Origin of the sequence: Pseudomonas sp. NLJ1, assembly GCF_049486705.1 — a bacterium.
Lineage (GTDB): Bacteria > Pseudomonadota > Gammaproteobacteria > Pseudomonadales > Pseudomonadaceae > Aquipseudomonas > Aquipseudomonas inefficax.
The window spans coordinates 5,013,540-5,034,028 of the sequence record NZ_CP137735.1 but is presented as its reverse complement, the minus strand read 5'-3'; the positions used below and the strand labels follow the sequence as shown (position 1 = coordinate 5,034,028).

The window sequence follows — 20,489 nt, the reverse complement described above, 5'->3', positions numbered from 1 at the left end:
AGGGAACCTGATTCGCAAGCGATCCAGGTACCCTGTGGGAGCGGCTTCAGCCGCGAAGAATCCAACGCGGTGCATGGCACCGGCTGCGCCGGTGTTCGCAGCTAAGCTCCCACAGCCACCATAGCCCAGGTCCGCACGGCATGACCATGCTCACCTACTCGTTTACCAACCGTTGCAGCACGCCCCCTTCATGGCGGGCCAGGATACGCAGCAACTGATCGACCAGCGCGCGATCCGGCGCATCCAGGTGGAAGTGGTGCCCGCCCGGATGCCAGGAGATCTTCGCCTGGCTGGGCAAGGCCGCCTGGCGCCGGGTAAAGGCGTCACCGGTGAATGCTCCCTGGCGACCGAACAGCAGGTACAACGGGCAACGAATCTGGCTGAGCAGGTCGCAGGCTTCGCGCTCGGTCAGCGGCATGGGTTCGGGCAGCACCAGACGTGGGTCGTGACGCCAGCAATAGCCCTCGCCCAGTTGCAGCAGGTCGCGCAGCGCCAGCAGCCGTGCCGCCTCTTCCGACAGCTCGGTGTCCAGGCGCTCGCGGCGTTGCGCCAGCGCCGTGTCCAGGTCCTCGAAACGGCCGACGTCCGGCTCGGCAAAACCCTGCAGCTGGCTGCGCTGCACCATGCGCTTGAGCCGGTAGGCCCGGGCCAGGTGCTGCACGCGGTCATCCTCGGCCACCGTGAACGGTGCGCCCATGCCGTCGAGAAAGGTCATGCTGGCAATACCGCTGGTCATGGCCGCCAGCAGCGACGCCACCCCGGTGCCCATGCCATGGGCCAGCACATGGAATTGCGCCAGGCCCAGGCTGTCGGTAACCGCCAGCATGTCCTGGGCATGTTCCCACAGGTAGTAGCCACTGTCGTGGCGGCGATGGTCCGAGCGGCCGTGGCCGACCAGGTCGGGGGCGACCACGAAGCAGCCGTCGAGCATCGGTGCCAGGCGCTCGAACGAGGCGGCGTTGTCCAACCAGCCATGCAAGGCCAGCACGGGGATGCCGTCTTCCCTCCCCCAGGTCCGTACCGCTATTTCAATACCGTCGAGGTCCAGCAGGTGATCCTTGGGTGTCGATGAAGAACGCATGGGTACGCTTCCTGACTGAAGCCTGGCATGACCATGCCAGGCCGAATACGCCGCCGGCCCCTTCGCCTCCTGTCGCCAGCGGCAACCCTTGCGCCGGGCCATTCAGGGCTCCGACACGTTACCTTGGCGCAACCTCAGGCACACCACTGGCCCGTCACCGACCGTGACTTAACCGTCACCGACCCTCACTGCCCGCGCAAGTCCTCGAAGAACGCCTGCCTGCCATCCACCTGGCTGGACGCGCGCGGCGCCGCTGCCACTTCACCGTTGGCGGCTTCCACGTGCCAGTAGCAGTGCTGCACCGCGCGGGTTACCGCTACATAGGCCAGGCGCTGAACCTCTTCTTTCTGCGCGGTATCGAACGGCTGGGCATCACCGGCCTTGCCCAGCCCGGCCTGGCGATACACCTGGTTCTTGTAGGGCGAACTGGTCAGGTACTGGCAGTCGCCCAGCATGAATACTGCATCGGCCTGCAAGCCCTTGGCACTGTGGTAGGTCAACTGGCGCAGCCGACGCTGCTCGGCCGGCAGCGCCGCCTCGGCGTGCAGTACGCCTTGCAGGTGCTCGTTCATCAGCGCCCGGTCGCTGCCCTTGCGGTACAGCATCATCACCGTCTCGCCACGCTGGTAATGCTCGATCAGCGTTTCACCCAGCGCGGCCTCGTCACGGTCGAACACCTTGACCGGCGTGCCCGGCAACTCGGCAGCCGGGCCGCTGGCCCGGGCTTTCTTGCCGGCAATCGCCGGGGTGCCCTTGACCAGATGCTCGGCCGCATCGATCACCTGCTGCTGGCAACGGTAATTGTCGACCAGCATCACCCGGGTGTTGGCCGGTGACGGGAAGGCCTTGGTGAACTCCATGAAGTACTTGGGCGAACTGCCACGCCAGCCGTAGATCGACTGCCAGTCGTCGCCCACGCACAACAGCGACGAATGCTGGGCATGGCGCCCGGTGTGCATCGCCGGGCCACGACGACGGATCTCGGCGAGGCTGGCACGCAGCCAGCTGACGATCTGCGGTGACACGTCCTGGAACTCGTCGATCATCAGGTGCGCCAGCGGCCGCAGCAACGGGTCGGGCAGCAGTTGCAGGTTTTCCGGGCTGTTCTCGCCGAACAAGGCGAACATGCGGTTGTAGCTCATCACCGGCGGCGACTGGTCCAGCAGGTGCGCCTCCAGGGCCTTCCAGTACAGGGCCAATGCCTCGAAGAACAGCGCATCGCTGTCGCCGGAGGGGAAGCTCATCGCCGCCACGGCAGTGTTCACCTCCAGGCCGAGGTTCTCGATGAAATTCGCCGCACCGACAAAGGCATCGAGCAGTGGCGCCGGGGCCAGTTCGCCCTTGACCTTGTATTCGAAGCCGGGGCCGGCCACGGCGTCACCGGCCAGCGAGGCTGCCAGGCGCCGGGCCATGGCGTAGTTGTCGAGCCAGATCAGCGGCTGGTCGCAGAAGGCCTGCAACAGGGTGCGCTTGACCGCCCACTCGGCACGCACTGCCAGCTTGGCGCCAGGGCGCTGGTACTGCGCGCTCTCCGCCGGGTCGAAGCCCAGCACGAGCAAAGGCCCTTGGCCGGCCAGGCGGCCATGCACATGGAAGCGGCTGCCACGGATCTCGATGGTCTCGCGGCAGGGCTCGATGCCTTTGATCGGCCAGGCACCGGCGGCGAACCACAGGTCCTCGATCACGTCGCACAGTTCTTCGTCGCGCTGGGCCGCCAGCTGGGTCACCTGGGCGCGCTTCTGCACATCGGGGTTGTTCGGGTCCAGCGGCTTGAGCTGCAGGGCTTCGCTGCGCAACAGGCCAACCAGCTCGGCAAACCGCGGGTTCTCGCCCAGCAGGGTGCTGTAACACTGGTTCAGCTGCTGGCGCTGGGCATCGTTCAGGCGCAGGTCGAACGGGTTGCTCTCGGCCTCGGCCTCACGCCCGGCCGGCATCTCGTTGCCCAGCGTTTCGAACGCGCGCACCTGGCCAAAGCCCGGCAAGCTGCGCACCAGCGGCAGGATGCGCGAATGGAACGTGCGCACCAGCTCGCGGGCCTGCAGCGGTTGCAGGTTGATCTGCCACAAGGCGAATACCTGCAGCAGGCGCTTGATGAAGTCCTTGCGCGACTCGCGGGTGAAGGTGACCACGGTCATCGCATCCAGCTCGTAGCCCAGGTAATGGCGCAACAGCAGGATGCGCAGCACCAGCGAGGTGGACTTGCCCGCCCCTGCCCCGGCCACCACGCAGGTGGACGGTGTGTCGCTGAAAATCAGCTTCCATTGCGCGGCGCTGGGCTGCGCCTCGGCGGGCAAGCGCTGGGCGACATCGGCCTTGAAGCGCTTTTTCAGCTCGGCAGTCAGGGGCAGGCGCCAGTCATCGAACAGGTTGTCATCCCGGCCCGGCACCGCGGCGGTGTCGGGCCGGGTATCGCGGATCACCAGCACCTGACGCCCGGCCTCGTAACCTTCCACCCGCCCGCGTTCGAACCCTTCACGCACGCCATCGGCATGGCCACTGCGCTGGCCGCTGGCGTGGCCGAGGAACCAGGAGTCGCGGTGCTGGGCCTGCAGGCGGGTCAGGCCACGCCCCAGCAGGCGGGCCGCCAGGCGGCGAAACCAGGGCAGCTGGGCAGGAGGGGTAAGGTCGGCGGGGGCCTTGGGTTGCTCTTGGGCCACGGTCACTCCGGTGATGAACAAAATCAGCGGGCATGTTCGCCGCATCGACAAAAAATCGCCAGCGAATGCTTGCAGATCAGTGGATTAGGCGATGAAACGGACAAAACACCCCACCTATACAAATCTATTTTACTGATTATTTTAAGCCGATATTTACGCTTATTTTCGATGCTTTGTTGGCGCATCATGGCGTCATTCCACTGATTCAAGGAGCACGACCATGCTGCAACTGCGACCGTTCGAAAGCCTCGGCCACGCCAACCACGGCTGGCTCGACGCCCACCACCATTTCTCGTTTGCCGAGTACTACGACCCGGCACGCATGCACTGGGGCAACCTGCGGGTGTGGAACGATGACCTGATCGCTGCCGGCAGCGGCTTTCCACCGCACCCGCACCGCGACATGGAAATCATCACCTATGTGCGTGAGGGCGCGATCAGCCATCAGGACAGCCTGGGTAACAAAGGCCGTACCGAAGCCGGTGATGTACAGGTGATGAGCGCCGGTACCGGCATCGTGCACAGCGAGTACAACCTGGAAGACGTCGACACACGTATTTTCCAGATCTGGATCGTGCCGGAGCGCACCGGCGAAGCACCACAATGGGGTAGCCGGCCGTTCCCCAAAGGGGAGCGTGGTGAAGGCTTCGTGACCCTGGCCAGCGGCCGTGCGGGCGATGAGGACAGCCTGCAGATCCGCACCGATGCGCGGTTGGTGGCAGCCACCCTGCGTGCAGGTGAAACTGCCGAATACCGTTTCGATGCCGCCCGCCGGGGCTACCTGGTGCCGGCCAAGGGGCTGGTGGAAGTCAACGGGCTGCGTGCCAAGGCGCGTGATGGCGTGGCGATCGAGCAGGAGGAGGTGCTGCGGGTGACCGCCATCGAGGACAGCGAGATCGTGCTGGTGGATGTGGCCTGAGGCCTGCCCCTGCAGGTTCGCATGCAGGTGTTCCCCTGTGGATTGCGCAGCCCTTTGGGCTGCGCTGTCGCACAGATAACTGAATTCGCAAGCGATCCTTGTACCCTGTGGGAGCGGCTTTAGCCGCGAAGAATCCAACGCGGTGCATGGCACCGGCTGCGCCGGTGTTCGCGGCTAAAGCCGCTCCCACAGGGTCCCTGCTAATTCAATGAGTTATGTGCAGTTCTATGAGAATGGGCCTGCAAGCGCTAGCCTGGTACAGCCACTTCGGCGAGCACTTCGGCCGAGGTAGTGACCTGGCGGAAGTGATGCTTCCACAGGTCGATGCCCAGCTTGCCCGACCTGTCGAGCGAAGAACCTACCGTCATGTCGGTGACCAGGGTGGGCATCAACCCTGCATCGAACAGGGCGAAACCGGCGGCCAGCACACAGGTTTCGGTCTGCAACCCACATACCAGCACGCGTTCCACACCCAATTTCTTGATGTAGTCGATGGCCTCGGCGCTCTGCCCGTAGCCATGCTTGACGAACACCTGGTCGGCCTCGACCAGGCTGTCGTCCTCGGCCGCCGGGTGCCAGCCAAGCTGCCGCTCGAACGGCGTGACCTGCTCATCGTGCAACTCGACCGAGGCGATGGTGGGGATGTTCGCCGACAACCGGCGCAAGCCATCGACCAGCCACTCGGGCGGGCTGAAGGTGGACTGGACATCGACGATGAGCAAAACCTGGCGCATGGGCGGATTCCGGGCATGGGCAAAGGCGCGGAGTATAACGCGATCGCCTGTGGGAAAGGCCTCAATGCCACGCTGCCAGGCTGTCCCCTTGGCGGAAGAACGCCCTCAGGTGCTCGACGAAGCACGACACCTTGGCCGACAGGTTCAGGCGTTCCAGGTACACCGCATAGATATCCGCAGGCGGCGTCTGGTAATCACCCAGCACTTCCACCAGGCGCCCGCTGCGCAGGTGATCGGCCAGGTTCCACTCGGCCCGCAGCAAGATGCCCTGCCCGTCCAGCGCCCAGTTCAGGGCGACCTCGCCATCGTTGGTGCTGAGGCTGCCATGTACCTTCACCGACTCGCTCTGCTTGCCGCGGCTCAGCCGCCAGATACCGAACGCGGCGTCATTCTGGCGCAGCACGATGCAGTTGTGACTGGCCAGGTCCTTTGGCGATTCAGGGGTCCCGTGGACTTGCAGGTAACCAGGCGATGCGCACAAGCGGCGGCGGTTGGACGCGATCTTGCGGGCGATCAGTCGCGAGTCAGGCAGCTCGCCAAAGCGGATGGCCACATCGATGGCGTCATTCGGCAGGGCAATGGGGCGGTCGGTCAGGTGCAGCTGCACCTCCACTTCGGGGTAGCGCTTGGCAAACGACGACACCGCCGGCCCCACATGGGTACGGCCAAAGCCCAGCGGCGCATTGACCCGTAGCAAGCCCTTGGGCTCGGCACGGCTGCTGGACACCTGCCGCTCCATTTCCTCGATCTCGCCCAGTATGCGCCTGGCATTCACCAGGTAAGTCTCGCCCTCGGCAGTAAGGCTGATGCTGCGTGTGGTGCGGTTCAGCAGGCGTACGCCCAGGCGCTGTTCCAGCTGCGCCAGGCGCTTGGAGACCGCTGGCGGGGTCAGGTTCAGTTCGCGCGCGGTGCCCGCCAGGCTGCCCACCCTGATCAACTGGGTAAAGAAAGCCAGCTCCGATACCGGATTCATAATTAACCTGAGGGACACAATGAATTGAATTTCATTGTATTACAGCATTTTTGAAAAACCATTACCTTTTGCCCTGCGTGATTAACCACAACAAAGCTGGGCTCTTCGGCCGCCAAGGCCAGGTGTGACCTGCACCCTCACGAGCAGCCCGGCCGCCAGATAAATCCGACTCACAACAATAATTCGGAGACGGCAATGGCCAAGCGATTGTTCGGCAAGCTCTACGTACAGGTATTGATCGGCGTAACCCTCGGGGTGCTGATCGGGGTGTTCTGGCCACAGGTTGGCGCTGACCTGAAGCCCGTCGGTGATGCATTCATCAAACTCATCAAGATGGTCTTCGCCCCGATCATCTTCGCCACGGTGGTGCTTGGCATCGCCAAGATGGAAAACATGAAGGAACTCGGCCGCGTCGGCGTGCGCGCGCTTATCTACTTCGAAGTGCTGTCCACCTTTGCCCTGGTGCTGGGGCTGGTGGTGGTCAACATCGTGCAGCCCGGCCAGGGCATGAACGTCGACCCCGCCACCCTCGATGCCAAGAGCATTTCCACCTACACCGCCGCGGCAGCCGGCAACAACGGCGGCTTCATCGACTTCCTGCTGCATGTGATACCCGGCAGCGTGACCGATGCCTTCGCCAAGAACGAGATCCTGCCAATCCTGCTGTTCAGCACCCTGTTCGGTATCGCCCTCTCGCACCTGGGCCCGCGCGGCAAGCCGATGGTGGATGTGCTGGAAGCGTTCTCCCACGGCATGTTCTTCATCGTTGGCATGATCATGCGCGTGGCACCGCTGGCCGCTTGCGGGGCCATGGCCTTCACCGTGGGCAAGTACGGGCTGGGCTCGATCGTTTCGCTGGGCAAGCTGATGGCGACCATGTACCTGACCTGCTTCCTGTTCGTGGTGGTGGTGCTGGGCGCCATTGCCCGGCTGTCCGGCTTCAACCTGTGGAAGTTCCTCAAGTACCTGAAGGAAGAGCTGTTCACGGTACTGGGTACCAGCTCATCCGAGTCGGTGGTGCCGCAACTGATGAACAAGCTGGAAAAGGTTGGCGTGTCCAAGCCTGTGGTCGGCCTGGTGATTCCCTCGGGCCTTACCTTCAACCCGGACGGCCAGTGCATCTACTACACCATGGCCGCCATCTTCATCGCCCAGGCCACCAACACACCGTTGACCCTGATGGACCAACTGATCGTGCTGGGTGTGCTGCTGCTCACCTCCAAAGGCTCTGCAGGCGTAACCGGCTCGGGCTTCATCACCCTGGCCGCGACCCTGGCGACCATGGACAACATCCCGGTGGCCGGCATGGTCCTGCTGCTGGGCGTGGACCGCTTCATGTCCGAAGCCCGGGCCATCACCAACACCATCGGCAACGCGGTCGGCACCGTGGCCATTGCCAACTGGGTGGGTGCGCTGGACAAGCAGCGCATGGCCCAGGCCCTGGACGGCCAACTGCCGGTCGAACCCGCCCCCGAACCCGAGGCCGCTGCGCCGCACCCTGCCCTTGCACGCATGGAGGCCGGCACACCCGCACCCTGACCTTTCGAAAAACAGCAAAAAGAACCCGCCTTGTGATGCAGTGAGGAAATAATCATGGACAAAGAAACAGCCGTGTCATCGCTTACCGACGTGATGGCCAAGTTCACCGCCTATATCGGCAAGCGCCTGCCCCGCGACGTCAAGGAAAAGACCGCCAAGTTGCGCGCCGCCGAAACCAACCCGCTGGCCATCGCCGTGTACGACTCGATGGCCGACAACCAGGAATACGCCGACAAGCTCAACCGGCCAAGCTGCCAGGACACCGGCGTCATCCAGTACTTCGTCTCGGCCGGCGCGCGCTTCCCGCTGCTGGGCGAGATGGAAAGCATCCTCGAGAACGCCACCAGGGAGGCCACCATCCAGGGGCCGCTGCGCCACAATGCGGTGGAAACCTTCATCGAGAAGAACACCGGCACCAACACCGGCTCGAAAATCCCGTGGCTGGACTGGGAAATCATCCCCGATGCCGACTACGCCATCGTCGACGTGTACATGGCCGGCGGCGGCTGCACGTTGCCGGGCTCGGCCAAGGTACTGATGCCAGGGCAAGGTTATGAAGGGGTGACCGAGTTCGTCTTCGATGTCATCACCTCACGCGGTGTCAACGCCTGCCCGCCACTGCTGGTGGGTGTAGGGGTATCGACCTCGGTGGAGACAGCGGCACGCCTGTCGAAGAAGGCCATCCTGCGCGAAGTGGACTCCAGCCACCCCAACGAAAGCGCGGCGATGATGGAAAGGTTGCTGGAGGATGGCCTCAACGAAATCGGCATCGGCCCGCAGGGCCTGACCGGCAACAGCAGCGTGATGGGCGTGAACATCGAGTCTTCGGCCCGCCACCCGTCCACCATCGGTGTGGCGGTGTCCACCGGCTGCTGGGCGCACCGCCGCGGCAAGATCCGCATCAACGCCGACCTGTCCTACGACATCCTCTCGCACGAAGGGGTAGTACTGTGAAAAAGATCCTGAGCACACCCATCAGCGACGAAGACCTGGCCAACCTCAACGTGGGCGATGTGGTCTACCTCACCGGCCAGCTGGTGACCTGCCGTGACGTTGCCCACCGTCGCCTCATCGAACTGGGCCGCGAGCTGCCGGTCGACTTGCGTGGCGGCGCGATTTTCCACGCAGGCCCCATCGTCAGGAAGAAGGACGATGGCAGCTTCGAGATGGTCTCCATCGGCCCGACCACCAGCATGCGCATGGAAAAGTTCGAGAAGCAGTTCATCGAACAGACCGGCGTGAAGCTGATTGTCGGCAAGGGCGGCATGGGCCCGGAGACCACGACCGGTTGCCTGGAGAACAAGGCAGTGCATGCCGTGTTCCCGGGCGGTTGCGCGGTGCTGGCGGCGACCCAGGTGGAAGAGATCGAGCGTGCGGAATGGCAGGACCTGGGCATGCCGGAGACGCTGTGGGTGAACCGCGTGCGCGAGTTCGGCCCGTTGATCATCTCCATCGACACCAAGGGCAACAACCTGTTCGAGCAGAACAAGGCCCGGTTCAACGAACGCAAGGGGGCGGTGATCGAGAAGATCAACAGCCAGGTGCGGTTCATCAAGTAGCTGCGTGCGGCATGGGGCCGCTTTGCGGCCCAATCGCGACACAAGGCCGCTCCTACAGGGGTATCACCAAGCCGAGGGGCAGTGATATCCCTGTGGGAGCGGGCTTGCCCGCGAATGGGCCGCAGAGCGGCCCTTGTCACGTTTTCTCTGGCCCTCAACCTGCCAGGTTGAAGTCCGCTGCAGTCACTGTGGTTGCATCCGCCACTCCCACCAGGCGGATGGTGTCGGTACCGATGCTGACCAGCGTGTCATTGCCGACATCGGCGACGGTGACGTTGGCGGCAAAGGTGGCCGCGGTGATGTTGAAGGCAGCGATATCCATCCGGTCCTGCCCACCCTGTGCGACAGCGTCGAAGTTGATGATCAGGTCATTGCCGAAACCGGCAGCGAACTGGAAGACATCATTGCCATCAGTGGCCATCATCGTGTCGTTGCCGGCACCGCCGACGACGGTATCGTTACCCGCCCCACCGTTGAGGAAGTCATTGCCGGCACCACCCTGCAACGTGTCATTGCCAACGTCACCAAACAGCGTGTCGTTGCCGTCGCCACCCTGCAGCACATCGACGCCGTTGCCGCCATCAAGGTTGTCAGCGCCGGCTCCACCCAACAGGGTGTCGTTGCCGGTGTCCCCGAACAGCGAGTCATTACCGGCGCCGCCATCGAGGGTGTCGTTGCCAGCGCCACCGTTCAGGGTGTCAGTGCCCAGGCCGCCGATCAACTGGTCGTTGCCGGCATCGCCATTGAGCGTGTCGTTGCCTGCCGCGCCGGTGATGATGTTGGCCAGGCCATTCCCGGTACCGATGAAGTTGCCTGCCCCGATGTAGGTCAGGTTCTCCACGTTGGCACCCAGGGTGTAGCTGGCCGCTGTGGCACGTACGGTATCCGTACCAGCCGCCGTGGCCTCGACCACCACATCCCCGGCGTTATCCACCACATAGGTGTCGTTGCCCAGGCCACCGACCAGGCGGTCGATACCGGCACCGCCATTGAGCAGGTCGTTACCAGCACCACCCGTGATGGTGTTGGCCAGTGTGTTACCGGTACCGGTGAAGTTGCCTGCCCCGATAAAGGTCAGGTTTTCAACGTTGGCACCCAGGGTATAGCTGGCAAGGGTGGTCTGCACCAGGTCGACACCACCGTTCAGCGCCTCGCTCACGGTGTCGCCGAGGTTGTCGACCACGAAGGTGTCGTTGCCCGCACCGCCCACCATGGCATCCGCACCAAGCCCGCCGTTGAGGGTGTCGTTGCCGGCACCGCCGTCGAGGCTGTCGGGGTCGTTACCGCCATTGAGGATGTCGTTACCATCACCGCCGAACAGTTGATCGGCGCCGCCCAGGCCGTTGAGCACATCGTTGCCGCCCAGCCCCGAAAGCGTGTCGTTGCCCGCACCGCCGGTCAGGATGTTGGCCCCGGCAGTACCGACCAGCACCACGCTTGGTGGCGGTACCACCGCTGCAGTCGCGGCCGAGGTCAGCGACTCCTGGGCGCCGAATGCGTCGGTGTAGCTCACGACCACCCGCAACTGCCGGTTACCCTGCTCGAAGCCCGGGGTGAAGGTTGCAGCCGTGGCACCCGCGATGTTGCTGAAGGTGCCGCCAATGTTCTGCTGCCACTGGAATCTGAACGCGCCCAGCCCGTCCAGGTCGGCAATGCTGCCGGTGAGCGCGGTCAGCGTCTGGCCCTGGTCTGGCGTGGTATCGCTGATCAGCACGGCGCCGGTGGGTGCATCGTTGACGTTGGCTACCGGGTCGAGGATGTCGGAGGCGATGCTTTCCTGCACACCGAAGTCATCCACATAGCTGACCACCACCCGCATGTTCTGCCCCACCTGGTTCTGGGTAAGGAGGAAGGTGCTGTTGATCGCGCCAGCAATGTCGACCCAGCCGGTACCCCGGTTGGACTGCCACTGGAAGGTGAACCGCGGATTGCTCAGGCCGTCAGCGTCGACAATGGTTGCCGGGTTGGCGGTGAGCGTCTGGTTCTGCACCAGCGACCCGGTCACGGTAGGCCCGGCGGTCGGCGCGTTGTTCGGCGCCGAATCGACGATTTCCAGCGTGCCCTTGGTGTCCTGGTACACCGCGCGTACGCGGATGTTCTGCCCCGCCACATCGTCCGTGACCCGGTAGGTGGTACCGACCGCTCGCGAAACCTCGCCGGCAGCGACGAAGGTGATGTCTTCATAGACCCCCGAACCTGGCAGGGTCTCTACTTGCCAGTAGTACGCCACCGGGCCGGTGATCGCACCGGTCAGGTTGGTCGCGCTGACGTTGTCCGCGTCATGTACCGCCAGCGGGGTGACCCGCAGCAGCTGGCCGCTGACCGGTGTGTCGTCACGCACGCCAGTGGCAGCGTCAAGGATCACCAGGCTGCCGGTGGGGCCGGCGTTGACGGCAGTGCCCACACCGGAGGCTTGCGAGCCATCCGAGAACTGCAGGCGCTCGATACCGGTCAGGCGGTCGACACCATCACGCCCGTCCACCAGGTCGGTGACGATCACCGAATTGCCATCGACCACCACGCTATAGTCGGTGGCCACCCCCGAGAACACCGCCGTGTCGTAGCTGTCGGTGCCGTTGAGGATTTCACGGACGATCACCAGCTGGCCCGGGTTGTAGGTGCCATTGAGCATCAGCGGCACCATCGGCTCCATGCTGTCGTAGCTGGCGATTTCCGGGCCGGTGCCGTCGCTGTTGGCACGCACGCTGATGCGCACGTTCAGCCACTTGTCACCGTCGAGGATGTCGTCGCCGCCACGGCCTTCGATCAGGTCACTGCCGCTGCCACCAAGGATGATGTTGCCACCGTCGTAGAACGTTGCTCCGGCGGCCAGCAGGCTGGACAGGCCGTTGATCAGGCTGATGTTGGTCAGCACGCTGCCGTTGGCGCCGTTGGTTGGCAAGGTGGCAGCGGTTTCGCTGTCACCGCGCAGGAAGTCGCCATGTGCCGAACCCGACAGGCCTTCCATGATGTCGAAGCGCACCAGCGTAGACGCGCCCGAACCCGGTACCGGCGGTACATCGAAGAAGCGGTCGCTGAAGTCGACAGTCACGCCCTGGGCCAGGCCCTTGAAGGTCGCCCAGTCGTAGCCGGAACCACCGATGTAGCGGTCACCGAAGCCCAGGCTGCCGACCATGATGTCGTCGCCGCCTTCACCGTTGAACTTGTCGTTCTCGCTGCCGCCGATGAACACGTCGTGGCCGATGACCGGGTCGTTGCCGAGCGGGTCGAAGTTGTCGCCGGGCGCACCGTCCGAGGTGCCCTTCTCGATCCAGTCGTCACCTTCGTTGCCCATGTCCTGCTCGTTGGCCTTGCTGCCCAGGATAAAGTCGTTGCCCTGGCCGCCAATGGCTTCGGAGGCGTCCTCACCGGTGACGATGAAGTCGTTGCCGAAACCGCCGATGATCAGGTTGACACCATTACCGCCGTGCAGCACATCGTGGCCGTCGCCGCCCTGGATGTTGTCGTCACCACCCATGTCGCTGATGATGTCGTCGCCGGCACCACCACGCAGCTGGTCGTTGCCGTCGCCACCCTCGATGCGGTCGTTGCCGCCATCGCCCCAGACCGTATCGTCACCCTCGCTGGACACCAGGATGTCGTCACCCTCGGTGCCGCCCAGCACGATGTGCTGGTCACCGGCATAGCGGATGTAGTTGGTGTCCGGGCCTGCCGTCAGCGGGCTGTCGCGGAACACCACCTGCTCGCCGTTTTCGCCCAGTGGGTCGGCATTGCCCAGGCCTTCGTTGAATTGCTTGCTCCGGTCCACTTCCAGGTAGAAGCCAACGTCGGAGAACACCAAGCCTGGCAGGTGAGTGGCCGAAGTGTTGGCCATGATCAGCTTGGCGAACGAGTTGCTTTCCAGTTCGGCGTTCATCGACAGGCCAGCAGTGCGCTCCAGGTAGTAGAAGCGGTCGCCGTCCTGCAGTTTCTCCATCTGGTTCTCGAACACGAAGTTGAAGGTGCTGCCCAGCATGCCGCCGAACGGGGTTTTCGCTTCGGCCAGGCCGCCGATCCACAGGTCGATGGCATCGACCCCAGTCACGGTCACTGCCCTCAGGTCATCGGCGGTACCCAGCAGACCATCCCTGCCAGGCAGATTGACGTTGGCGTACGCGCCGGTGCTGTTGAGGAAGTCCAGGCGGTCGGCTGGCGCGCCATCGCCGCCGAACACCAGGGCCATGGCCGCCGCGCGTTTTTCCAGTAGCGTGGTGGCTTCGGTGATGGTGCTGTGGGTGCCGTAGGCAGCGATGAAGTTGATCAGCGACTCCGGATGCTTCAGGTGCTGCACCAAGTCGACCCAGCTGGTGTAAGGCTTGAGCTGGGTATCGCCGGTTTGCGCGTAGATGTCGCGGCGCACAGCGTTCAGCGAAGGGATACCGACGTCGCGGCCACGGGCGATGTTGATCGCCGGCAGGTCCAGTGGCAGGCCGAGCAGGTTGTTGCGCAGCGCCTCGGTGACGAACTCGTCGATCTCGTTACCGGCCTGGCGGGTGACCCCGCGCACGATGGCACTGGTGGCATCCTCGGGGGTGACGCCACTGGCGGCATACGCCAGCGGGTTGAGGAACGCCGCGATCAGGCCCAGTTGCTGGTCGGGGTTGGCGCTGGCCGGGTCGCTGATGACGGTGAAGTCGACGTCGAAGCGGTCGACGGTCTCGGTCAGCATCGAGTGGCCGAAGCGGTACACGGTGTGGGCGAATTCGGCCACGATCGACGCATCGAGGTCGACGTCATACACCTGGGTCGGGGCGAAGAACAGGTCGACCCGCGGTTGTACGGTGCGGGCGAACTCCTCGAACACCAGGTGCTGGTACTGCATCTCGGTACCGAACTTGGCGGCCTGGAACAGCCGCTCGCCATTCCACACCAGCGCGTCGATTGCGGCCTGGTCGGCCGGCAGCACGGTTATCGGGTTGAGCAGCCACTCGTTGATGAACGCCAGGTCACCCGAATCGAGCACGGTGTCCATGGTCTGCGCCACCAGCCGGTTGTGCTCGGAGTGGAAGATCGCATGCACGGCAGTCAGGCCGATGTTCTCGTTGACCCGGCCGTCGCCGGCGATGTAGTGCGCGTCGAGCAGTTCGTTGTCGTAGGCCAGGTTGGCACCGGTGTTTGGGTTCACCGGCACGGCGTTGCCCACATCGGTATCGGCATCAGGCACCAGCACGCCACCGCTGAACACCGGCACGGCATTGTGGGCGATGTCGGCAAGGAACTGGTGACCGGTGCGTACGGCGTCGGTCAGACTGATGGGCGCGTCGCGGTTGCCTTCGACCAGTTGGGTCACATCGTCGGCGGTGCCGGCGATGCCATCAGCGCCATTGTTCACGCGCATCACCACCTGCGGCATGCCGGTAGGTCCGCGCAGGAAGTTGCCGTAGGCGTCGGTGGCGAGCAGCGGCACGTTGTCGACGTCGGCATCGGTGAGGTCGATGCCGAGCACATCGCGAGCCTGGGCCTTGACCACCTTCCAGGTCGCCATGCCACCGATTTCGGTATCGTCCGCGGTACCGTACCTGCCATCTGCACCCAGGTCACGGTTGGTAATCAGGCGGCCGGTGGCGACAGGTGCACCGTCGACTATCACGTAGGCGCGCAGGAACACCTGATGCGAGGGGTGCGAGCTGTAGGTCTGGTTCTGGTCCACGAATGGCGTGGTGGTGTTGGTGTGCTCGTGAATGTCATCGGCGTTGCCGAGGATGCCATCCGGCCCAGGCAGGTTGGTGGCACGGGTCACCACCATGAAGTTGGCGGAGCCACCTTCCACGAACAGCGGATCATCCGACTGCAGCGGGATGAAGATGGTGCCCGAGCCCCCCTTGGTGACCAGGTCCAGGCCATGGTCGAAGAACTGCCCGAAGAAGGTCATCCAGGCGTTGAACGGCGCAGACAGGCCAGCATCGGCGGCGGTGTTCTCGAACAGGTACACGTCGTGGTCGTCGCCGGTGCCGAACTGGCCGTCCAGGCCCGGGCTGGCGACGATGCGCACGCCGTCCTTGAGCACGTCGTCGTTGCCCACGGCACCGAAGTTGAGCACGCCGTCCGCACCCGGGTCATACGCGGTGGCATAGGCCGCCGGGTTGTTGGAAGTCTGGTCGACGACCAGGTTGCTGATGGTGCGCGGCTGCGAGTCGAACACCGGGCCGCTGGTCTGCTCGTACGACGAGCCCGGAATGGCCGGCGAGCCAGGGCCGAAGAAGCCGGCCGGCGCACCTTCGGCCGGGTTGAATACCGGGTCGGTCACGCGCGGGAAGATATTGTCGGCGGCCCCGAACTGGGTGTTGTTGATGCCGTTGAGGTTCAGCAGGTTGTTGTTCGAGCCGTCCACCGTCCGCAGGCCCAGCGGCGCACGAATGTTGGGCAGCAGCGAGAGGATGTCTGCCCCGTCGGCGTCGGCCTCGGCGATCCTGATCTGGTCGAGGATGAAGTTGAGGTCGGAGCGCACCATGTGCAGGCCAGCACCGCCGGCAGTGGCATCCACCACCGGTGTGGCCGGCGTCGGTACCACAGGCGCACCCGGTTGCACCACGGCGGTGGGCTGAGAGAACAGCACTTCGGTGGTGCCGTGGGCGTCCTGGTAGATCGCCTTGACCCGCAGGGCCAGCCCCGCCAGGTCTGGCGACACCTTGAACGTGGTGCCGTCGGCGCTCTGGAACGCCAGGTCGCCGGCCGGCAGCAGGATGATGTCCTCGAACACGCCACTGCCCGGCTCGGCCTCGAACTGCCAGTAGTACGACACCGAGCGGCCGGTGAGCGTGCCTAGCGGGTTGCCGGCGCTGATGTTGTCGGCATCCAGTACGCCGGCCACGTTCACGGTGAGAATATCACCCACGGTGATCGCGCCGCCGTTGCCGTCAGTAATGGCAGGACTGCCGGTAGGCTGCGCATTCACGCCCTCCACCAGCACGCGCTGGCCGTCGGAGAACTGCAGGCGTTCGATGTGCAGCAGGGTATCGACCCCATCGCGGCCGTCCACGGTATCGGTCACCGTCCACACATCGTCACTGGTATCGGCGGTGCCACGGGTGTTCTGGGTGACCACGTACTCGTTCTGCAGGCCGGAGAACACCGCGGTATCGAAGGCTGCGCCACCGGTCGAGGTGCCAGGAAGGATTTCCCGCACGGCCTTCAACTGGCCAGGGTTGTAGGTACGGTCGAGCATGAACGGAATCATGTCGGCCATGCTGTCGAAGCTGGCGATCTCAGGGCCGGTGTGGTTGACGTCTCCCGGGGCATACACGGCGATACGCACGTTGAGCCACTTGTCACCGTCGATCAGGTCATCGCCCCCACGGCCTTCGATCAGGTCGCTGCCGTTGCCGCCAAGCATGATGTTGCCGGTGGCAAAGCCGGTGGTCGGCAACCCGGCATCGGCCAGGAACTGCTGCAGGCCACGGATCAGCGCCACGTTGGTCAGCGCACTGCCGGTGGCACCACCGTGGTTGAGGATGGTCACGGCATCGACATTATCGCCCTTGAGCACATCGGCGAAGTTCGAACCGGACACGCCTTCGACCTCGGCGAAGCGGTCCAGTATTGAGGCCGGCGAAGCGCCTACCGGCTCGAACACACCAGTGTTCTGGGGCGGTGCATTGCCATGGGGTTGGGCCAGCGCGGCCAGGGTCAGGTCGACAGTAACGCCAACCTGGTCATTCTTGTGGGTAATCCAGTCGAAACCGGACATGCCGTCCATCTTGTCCTGAGCATCGCTGCCGACAAAGATGTCGTCGCCGCCCTCACCGATCATCTCGTCGAAGCCAGCGCCACCGACGAAGATGTCGTTGCCTATCACTTCGTCACCCAGCAGCGGCGCGAAGTTGTCGCCAGGCGCACCGTCCTGGGTGCCCTTCTCGATCCAGTCGTCACCCTCGTTGCCGGTCGGTGGCAGGTTGGTCTTGGCGCCGAGGATGAAGTCGTCACCCTGGCCGCCGAAGGTGGTGCTGATGTCTTCAGTGGTGATGATGAAGTCCTGGCCGTTGCCGCCCAGGATCAGGTTGCCGCCCACCAGCATGCTGCCGGCGACGATCACGTCGTTGCCGTCGTTGCCCTCCAGGCGGTTGTCGCCGAACGAATCGGTGATGATGTCATCACCGGCACCGCCCAGCACCGCGTCGTTGCCCGCACCGCCTTCCAGGGTGTCGTTGCCGGCGTCGCCGTAGACGGTATCGTCGCCCTCACCGGAGATGATGATGTCGTTGCCGGCGGTGCCGCCCAGCACCACGTGGTCTTCGCCGGTGTAATGCAGGAAGTTGGTGTCGGTGCCCACGGTATCGGGGTTGTCGCGAATCACCAGCGGCACCACTTCGACGCCGTTGATCATGATGCCGCCCGTCGGGTCAGCCCGGCCATCGACCCCCAGCCCGGTGAACTGGTTGGCCTGGTTCACCTCCAGGGTGAAGGTCGGTGTGAGGAACACGGTGTTGGACAGGTGGGCGACATCGGAGTTGAGCATGATCAGCTTGGCGAAGGAGTTGTTCTCCAGTTCGGTGCCGAAATTCATGCCCGCCGTACGCGCCAGGTAGTAGAACCGGTCGCCGTTCTGCAGCGCTTCCAGCTGGGTTTCGAAGACGAAGTTGAAGGTGGCGCCGAGCATGCCGCCGAATGGCATTTTCTGCTCGGCCAGGCCGCCGACCCAGAAGTCGATGTCATCGACACCGGTCACGGTCACCCCGCTGATGTCATCGGCGGTGCCGGGGATGCCGTCCGCGCCGGCCAGTGTCACATTGGCGTAGGCGCCGGTGCCGTTGAGGAAGTCCAGGCGGTCCGCTGGCGCGCCCTCACCGCCAAGCACCAGCGCCACGGCGGCGGCGCGCTTGGCCGCTTCGGTGTCCGCCCCGGTGATGGTGGCGTGGGTACCGTAGGCGGCGATGAAGTTGATCAGCGACGCCGGGTGCTTGAGATGGTCGGCAAAGTCGGCCCAGCTGATGTAAGGCTTGAGCTGGCTGTCGCCGGTCATCGCATAGAAATCGCGCCGCGCCTCGTTGAGGGTGGGGATGCCGGTGTCACGGCCACGGGCAATGTTCAGCGCGGGCAGGTCCAGCGGCAGGCCAAGCAGGTTGTTGCGCAGCGCCTCGGTGACGAACTCGTCGATTTCGTTGCCCAACTGACGGGTGACGCCACGGATGATCGCGCCGGCCGCTTCGTCGGCGGTGGCGCCACTGCCAGCGAAGGCCAGCGGGTTGAGGAAGGCAGCGATCAGACCGAGCTGCGGGTCGCCGTCCACCGGGGCGAACGCCGGGTCGAAGCGGTCGACGGTTTCGGTCAGCATCGAGTGACCGAAGCGGTACACCACATGGGCGAACTCGGCGAGGATGGCCGGGTCGATCGAGGTGTCGTAGCCGTTGGGGGCAAGGAACTCGTCAATCTGCGGCTGGATGGTACGGGCGAACTCTTCGAACACCAGGTGCTGGTACTGCATCTCGGTGCCGAACTTGGCGGCCTGGAACAGCCGCTCGCCGTCCCATACCAGCGCGGCGATTTCGGCGGGCGTGGTGGGGATGGCAGCGACATCATCGATCAGCCACTGGTTGAGGAATGCCACGTCGCCGGAAGCCAACAGGGTGTCCTTGGTCTGCTGCACCAGGCGGTTGTGCTCGGAGTGGAACACGTGGTGCACGGCAGTCAGGCCGATGTTCTCGTTCACCCGGCCGTCGCCGGCGATGTAGTGGGCGTCGAGCAGTTCGTTGTCGTAGGTCAGGTTGTTGCCACCCGGCCCCACCGGCTGTGCGTTGCCCACGGCAGTATCGGCGTCGGCCTGCAGCACACCGTTCACGATCACCGGCGCGGCGTTGTGGGCGATGTCGTCAAGGAAGCCATGCCCGGTGCTCACGGCATTGGCCAGGCTGATCGGCGCGTCGCGGTTGCCTTCGACCAGCGTGGTGACGTCGTCGGCGGTACCGGCGATGCCGTCGGCGCCATTGTTGACGCGCATCACCACCTGCGGCATGCCGTTGGGCCCGCGCAGGAAGTTGCCGTAGGGGTCGGTGGCCAGCAGCGGCACACTGTGCACATCGGCATCGGTCAGGTTGATGCCGAGCAGGTCACGGGCCTGGGCCTTGACCACTGCCCAGGTGGCCATGCCACCGCTTTCGCCGTCGCCATCGTCGGCGGTGCCGAAGCGGCCATCGGCGCCCAGGTCACGGTTGGTGATGAGCCGCCCGGTGGTTACCGGGTCGCCTGCAGCATTGAGCGTGTATTCACGCAGGAACACCTGGTGCGAGGGGTGCGAACTGTAGGTCTGGCTCTGGTCGACGAACGGCGAGGTGGTGTTGGTCTGGCCATCGTCGGCGGTACCCACAACACCATCGGCGCCTGCGGTACGCACAGCCCGTGGCAGCACCATGAAGTTGGTCGGGCTGCCCTCGACGAACAGCGGGTCGTCCGGCTGCAGCGGGATGAACACGAAGTCGGTGCTGCTCTTGGTGACCAGGTCCAGGCCGTGGTCGAAGAACTGGCCGAAGAAGGTCATCCAGGCGTTGAAGCCGGCGGTCAGGCCGACGTCGGGCGACACGTTGGGGATGAAGAATACTTCCGTGTCGTCAGCGGTGCCGAACACCCCGTCGATGCCGGGGCTGATCACCGGGGCGGCGCCGCCATTGGCTTCGACCGCGGCCGGGTTGTTCGCCGTCTGGTCGACGATCAGGTTGCTGATGGTGCGCGGTTGCGAGTCGGTAACCGTGCCGGTGCCGGCATAGTCGCCGCTGAAGGATGGGCTGAGCAGGCGCAGGAACGAATTGTCGGCGGCGCCGAACTCGCTCTGCCCGGTCACCAGGTTGTTGTAGCTGCCGTCCACGGTACGCAGGCCGAACGGTACCTGGCTGTTGGGCAGCAGGTCGATCAGGCTGGTGCCATCGGCATGGGCTTCGGCGATGAAGATCTGCTGGAGGATGAACTCCAGGTCCGACTTGCTGAAATCTGCCATTTCAATTGCCCTCGATCTGTCGGGAGATGACTCAGGGCAACAGGGTCCTTCCCGCGCCCAGTCAGTGTGACGTGCGCAGTTTCTGATTCTGGGTTCTGGGGCA

At 64.4% G+C, this 20,489-nt stretch carries 9 protein-coding genes; 4 read left to right on the top strand and 5 right to left on the bottom strand.

Annotated elements, in window-relative coordinates:
• Positions 1-154: 154 nt before the first annotated feature.
• Both R9B85_RS22720 and R9B85_RS22715 read right to left on the bottom strand, forming a co-directional pair.
• Positions 155-1,081, bottom strand: a complete 927-nt coding sequence (locus tag R9B85_RS22720; RefSeq protein ID WP_112252224.1) for an alpha/beta fold hydrolase — start codon at positions 1,079-1,081, stop codon at positions 155-157.
• A 185-nt stretch (positions 1,082-1,266) separates the two neighbouring features.
• Positions 1,267-3,783: a UvrD-helicase domain-containing protein gene (locus R9B85_RS22715; RefSeq protein WP_423770595.1), complete on the bottom strand. Its 2,517-nt coding sequence runs from the start codon at positions 3,781-3,783 to the stop codon at positions 1,267-1,269.
• A 175-nt stretch (positions 3,784-3,958) separates the two neighbouring features.
• On the opposite strand from R9B85_RS22715, the gene R9B85_RS22710 reads away from it, so the two are divergent.
• Entirely contained in the window at positions 3,959-4,657 is a 699-nt protein-coding gene (locus R9B85_RS22710; RefSeq protein ID WP_047934682.1) for a pirin family protein, read from the top strand.
• Positions 4,658-4,905: 248 nt separating this feature from the next.
• On the opposite strand, the gene R9B85_RS22705 is transcribed toward R9B85_RS22710, so the two are convergent.
• Positions 4,906-5,391, bottom strand: a complete 486-nt coding sequence (locus tag R9B85_RS22705; protein ID WP_085592701.1) for an isochorismatase family protein — start codon at positions 5,389-5,391, stop codon at positions 4,906-4,908.
• Positions 5,392-5,452: 61 nt separating this feature from the next.
• Positions 5,453-6,364: a LysR substrate-binding domain-containing protein gene (locus tag R9B85_RS22700; protein WP_207879118.1), complete on the bottom strand. Its 912-nt coding sequence runs from the start codon at positions 6,362-6,364 to the stop codon at positions 5,453-5,455.
• Between the two features lie 195 nt (positions 6,365-6,559).
• Between R9B85_RS22700 and R9B85_RS22695 the strand changes: the two genes are divergently transcribed.
• The 3 genes from R9B85_RS22695 to ttdB are packed head-to-tail and all read left to right on the top strand — an operon-like array spanning position 6,560 to position 9,462.
• Positions 6,560-7,903, top strand: a complete 1,344-nt coding sequence (locus R9B85_RS22695) for a dicarboxylate/amino acid:cation symporter (protein ID WP_215521493.1) — start codon at positions 6,560-6,562, stop codon at positions 7,901-7,903.
• A gap of 54 nt (positions 7,904-7,957) precedes the next feature.
• A complete protein-coding gene (gene ttdA, locus R9B85_RS22690; protein WP_112252228.1) occupies positions 7,958-8,857 on the top strand; it encodes a L(+)-tartrate dehydratase subunit alpha in 900 nt (299 codons plus the stop codon).
• On the top strand, positions 8,854-9,462 hold the full coding sequence (gene ttdB, locus R9B85_RS22685; RefSeq protein WP_003259286.1) for a L(+)-tartrate dehydratase subunit beta: 609 nt from the start codon (positions 8,854-8,856) through the stop codon (positions 9,460-9,462). The genes ttdA and ttdB overlap by 4 nt, the downstream gene beginning before the upstream one ends.
• 154 nt (positions 9,463-9,616) lie before the next feature.
• Here the strand turns inward: ttdB and R9B85_RS22680 are convergent, their stop codons facing one another.
• Positions 9,617-20,386 carry a peroxidase family protein gene (locus tag R9B85_RS22680; protein ID WP_423770594.1) on the bottom strand — a complete coding sequence of 3,590 codons (10,770 nt, stop codon included), beginning with the start codon at positions 20,384-20,386 and terminating at the stop codon, positions 9,617-9,619.
• Positions 20,387-20,489 lie beyond the last annotated feature (103 nt).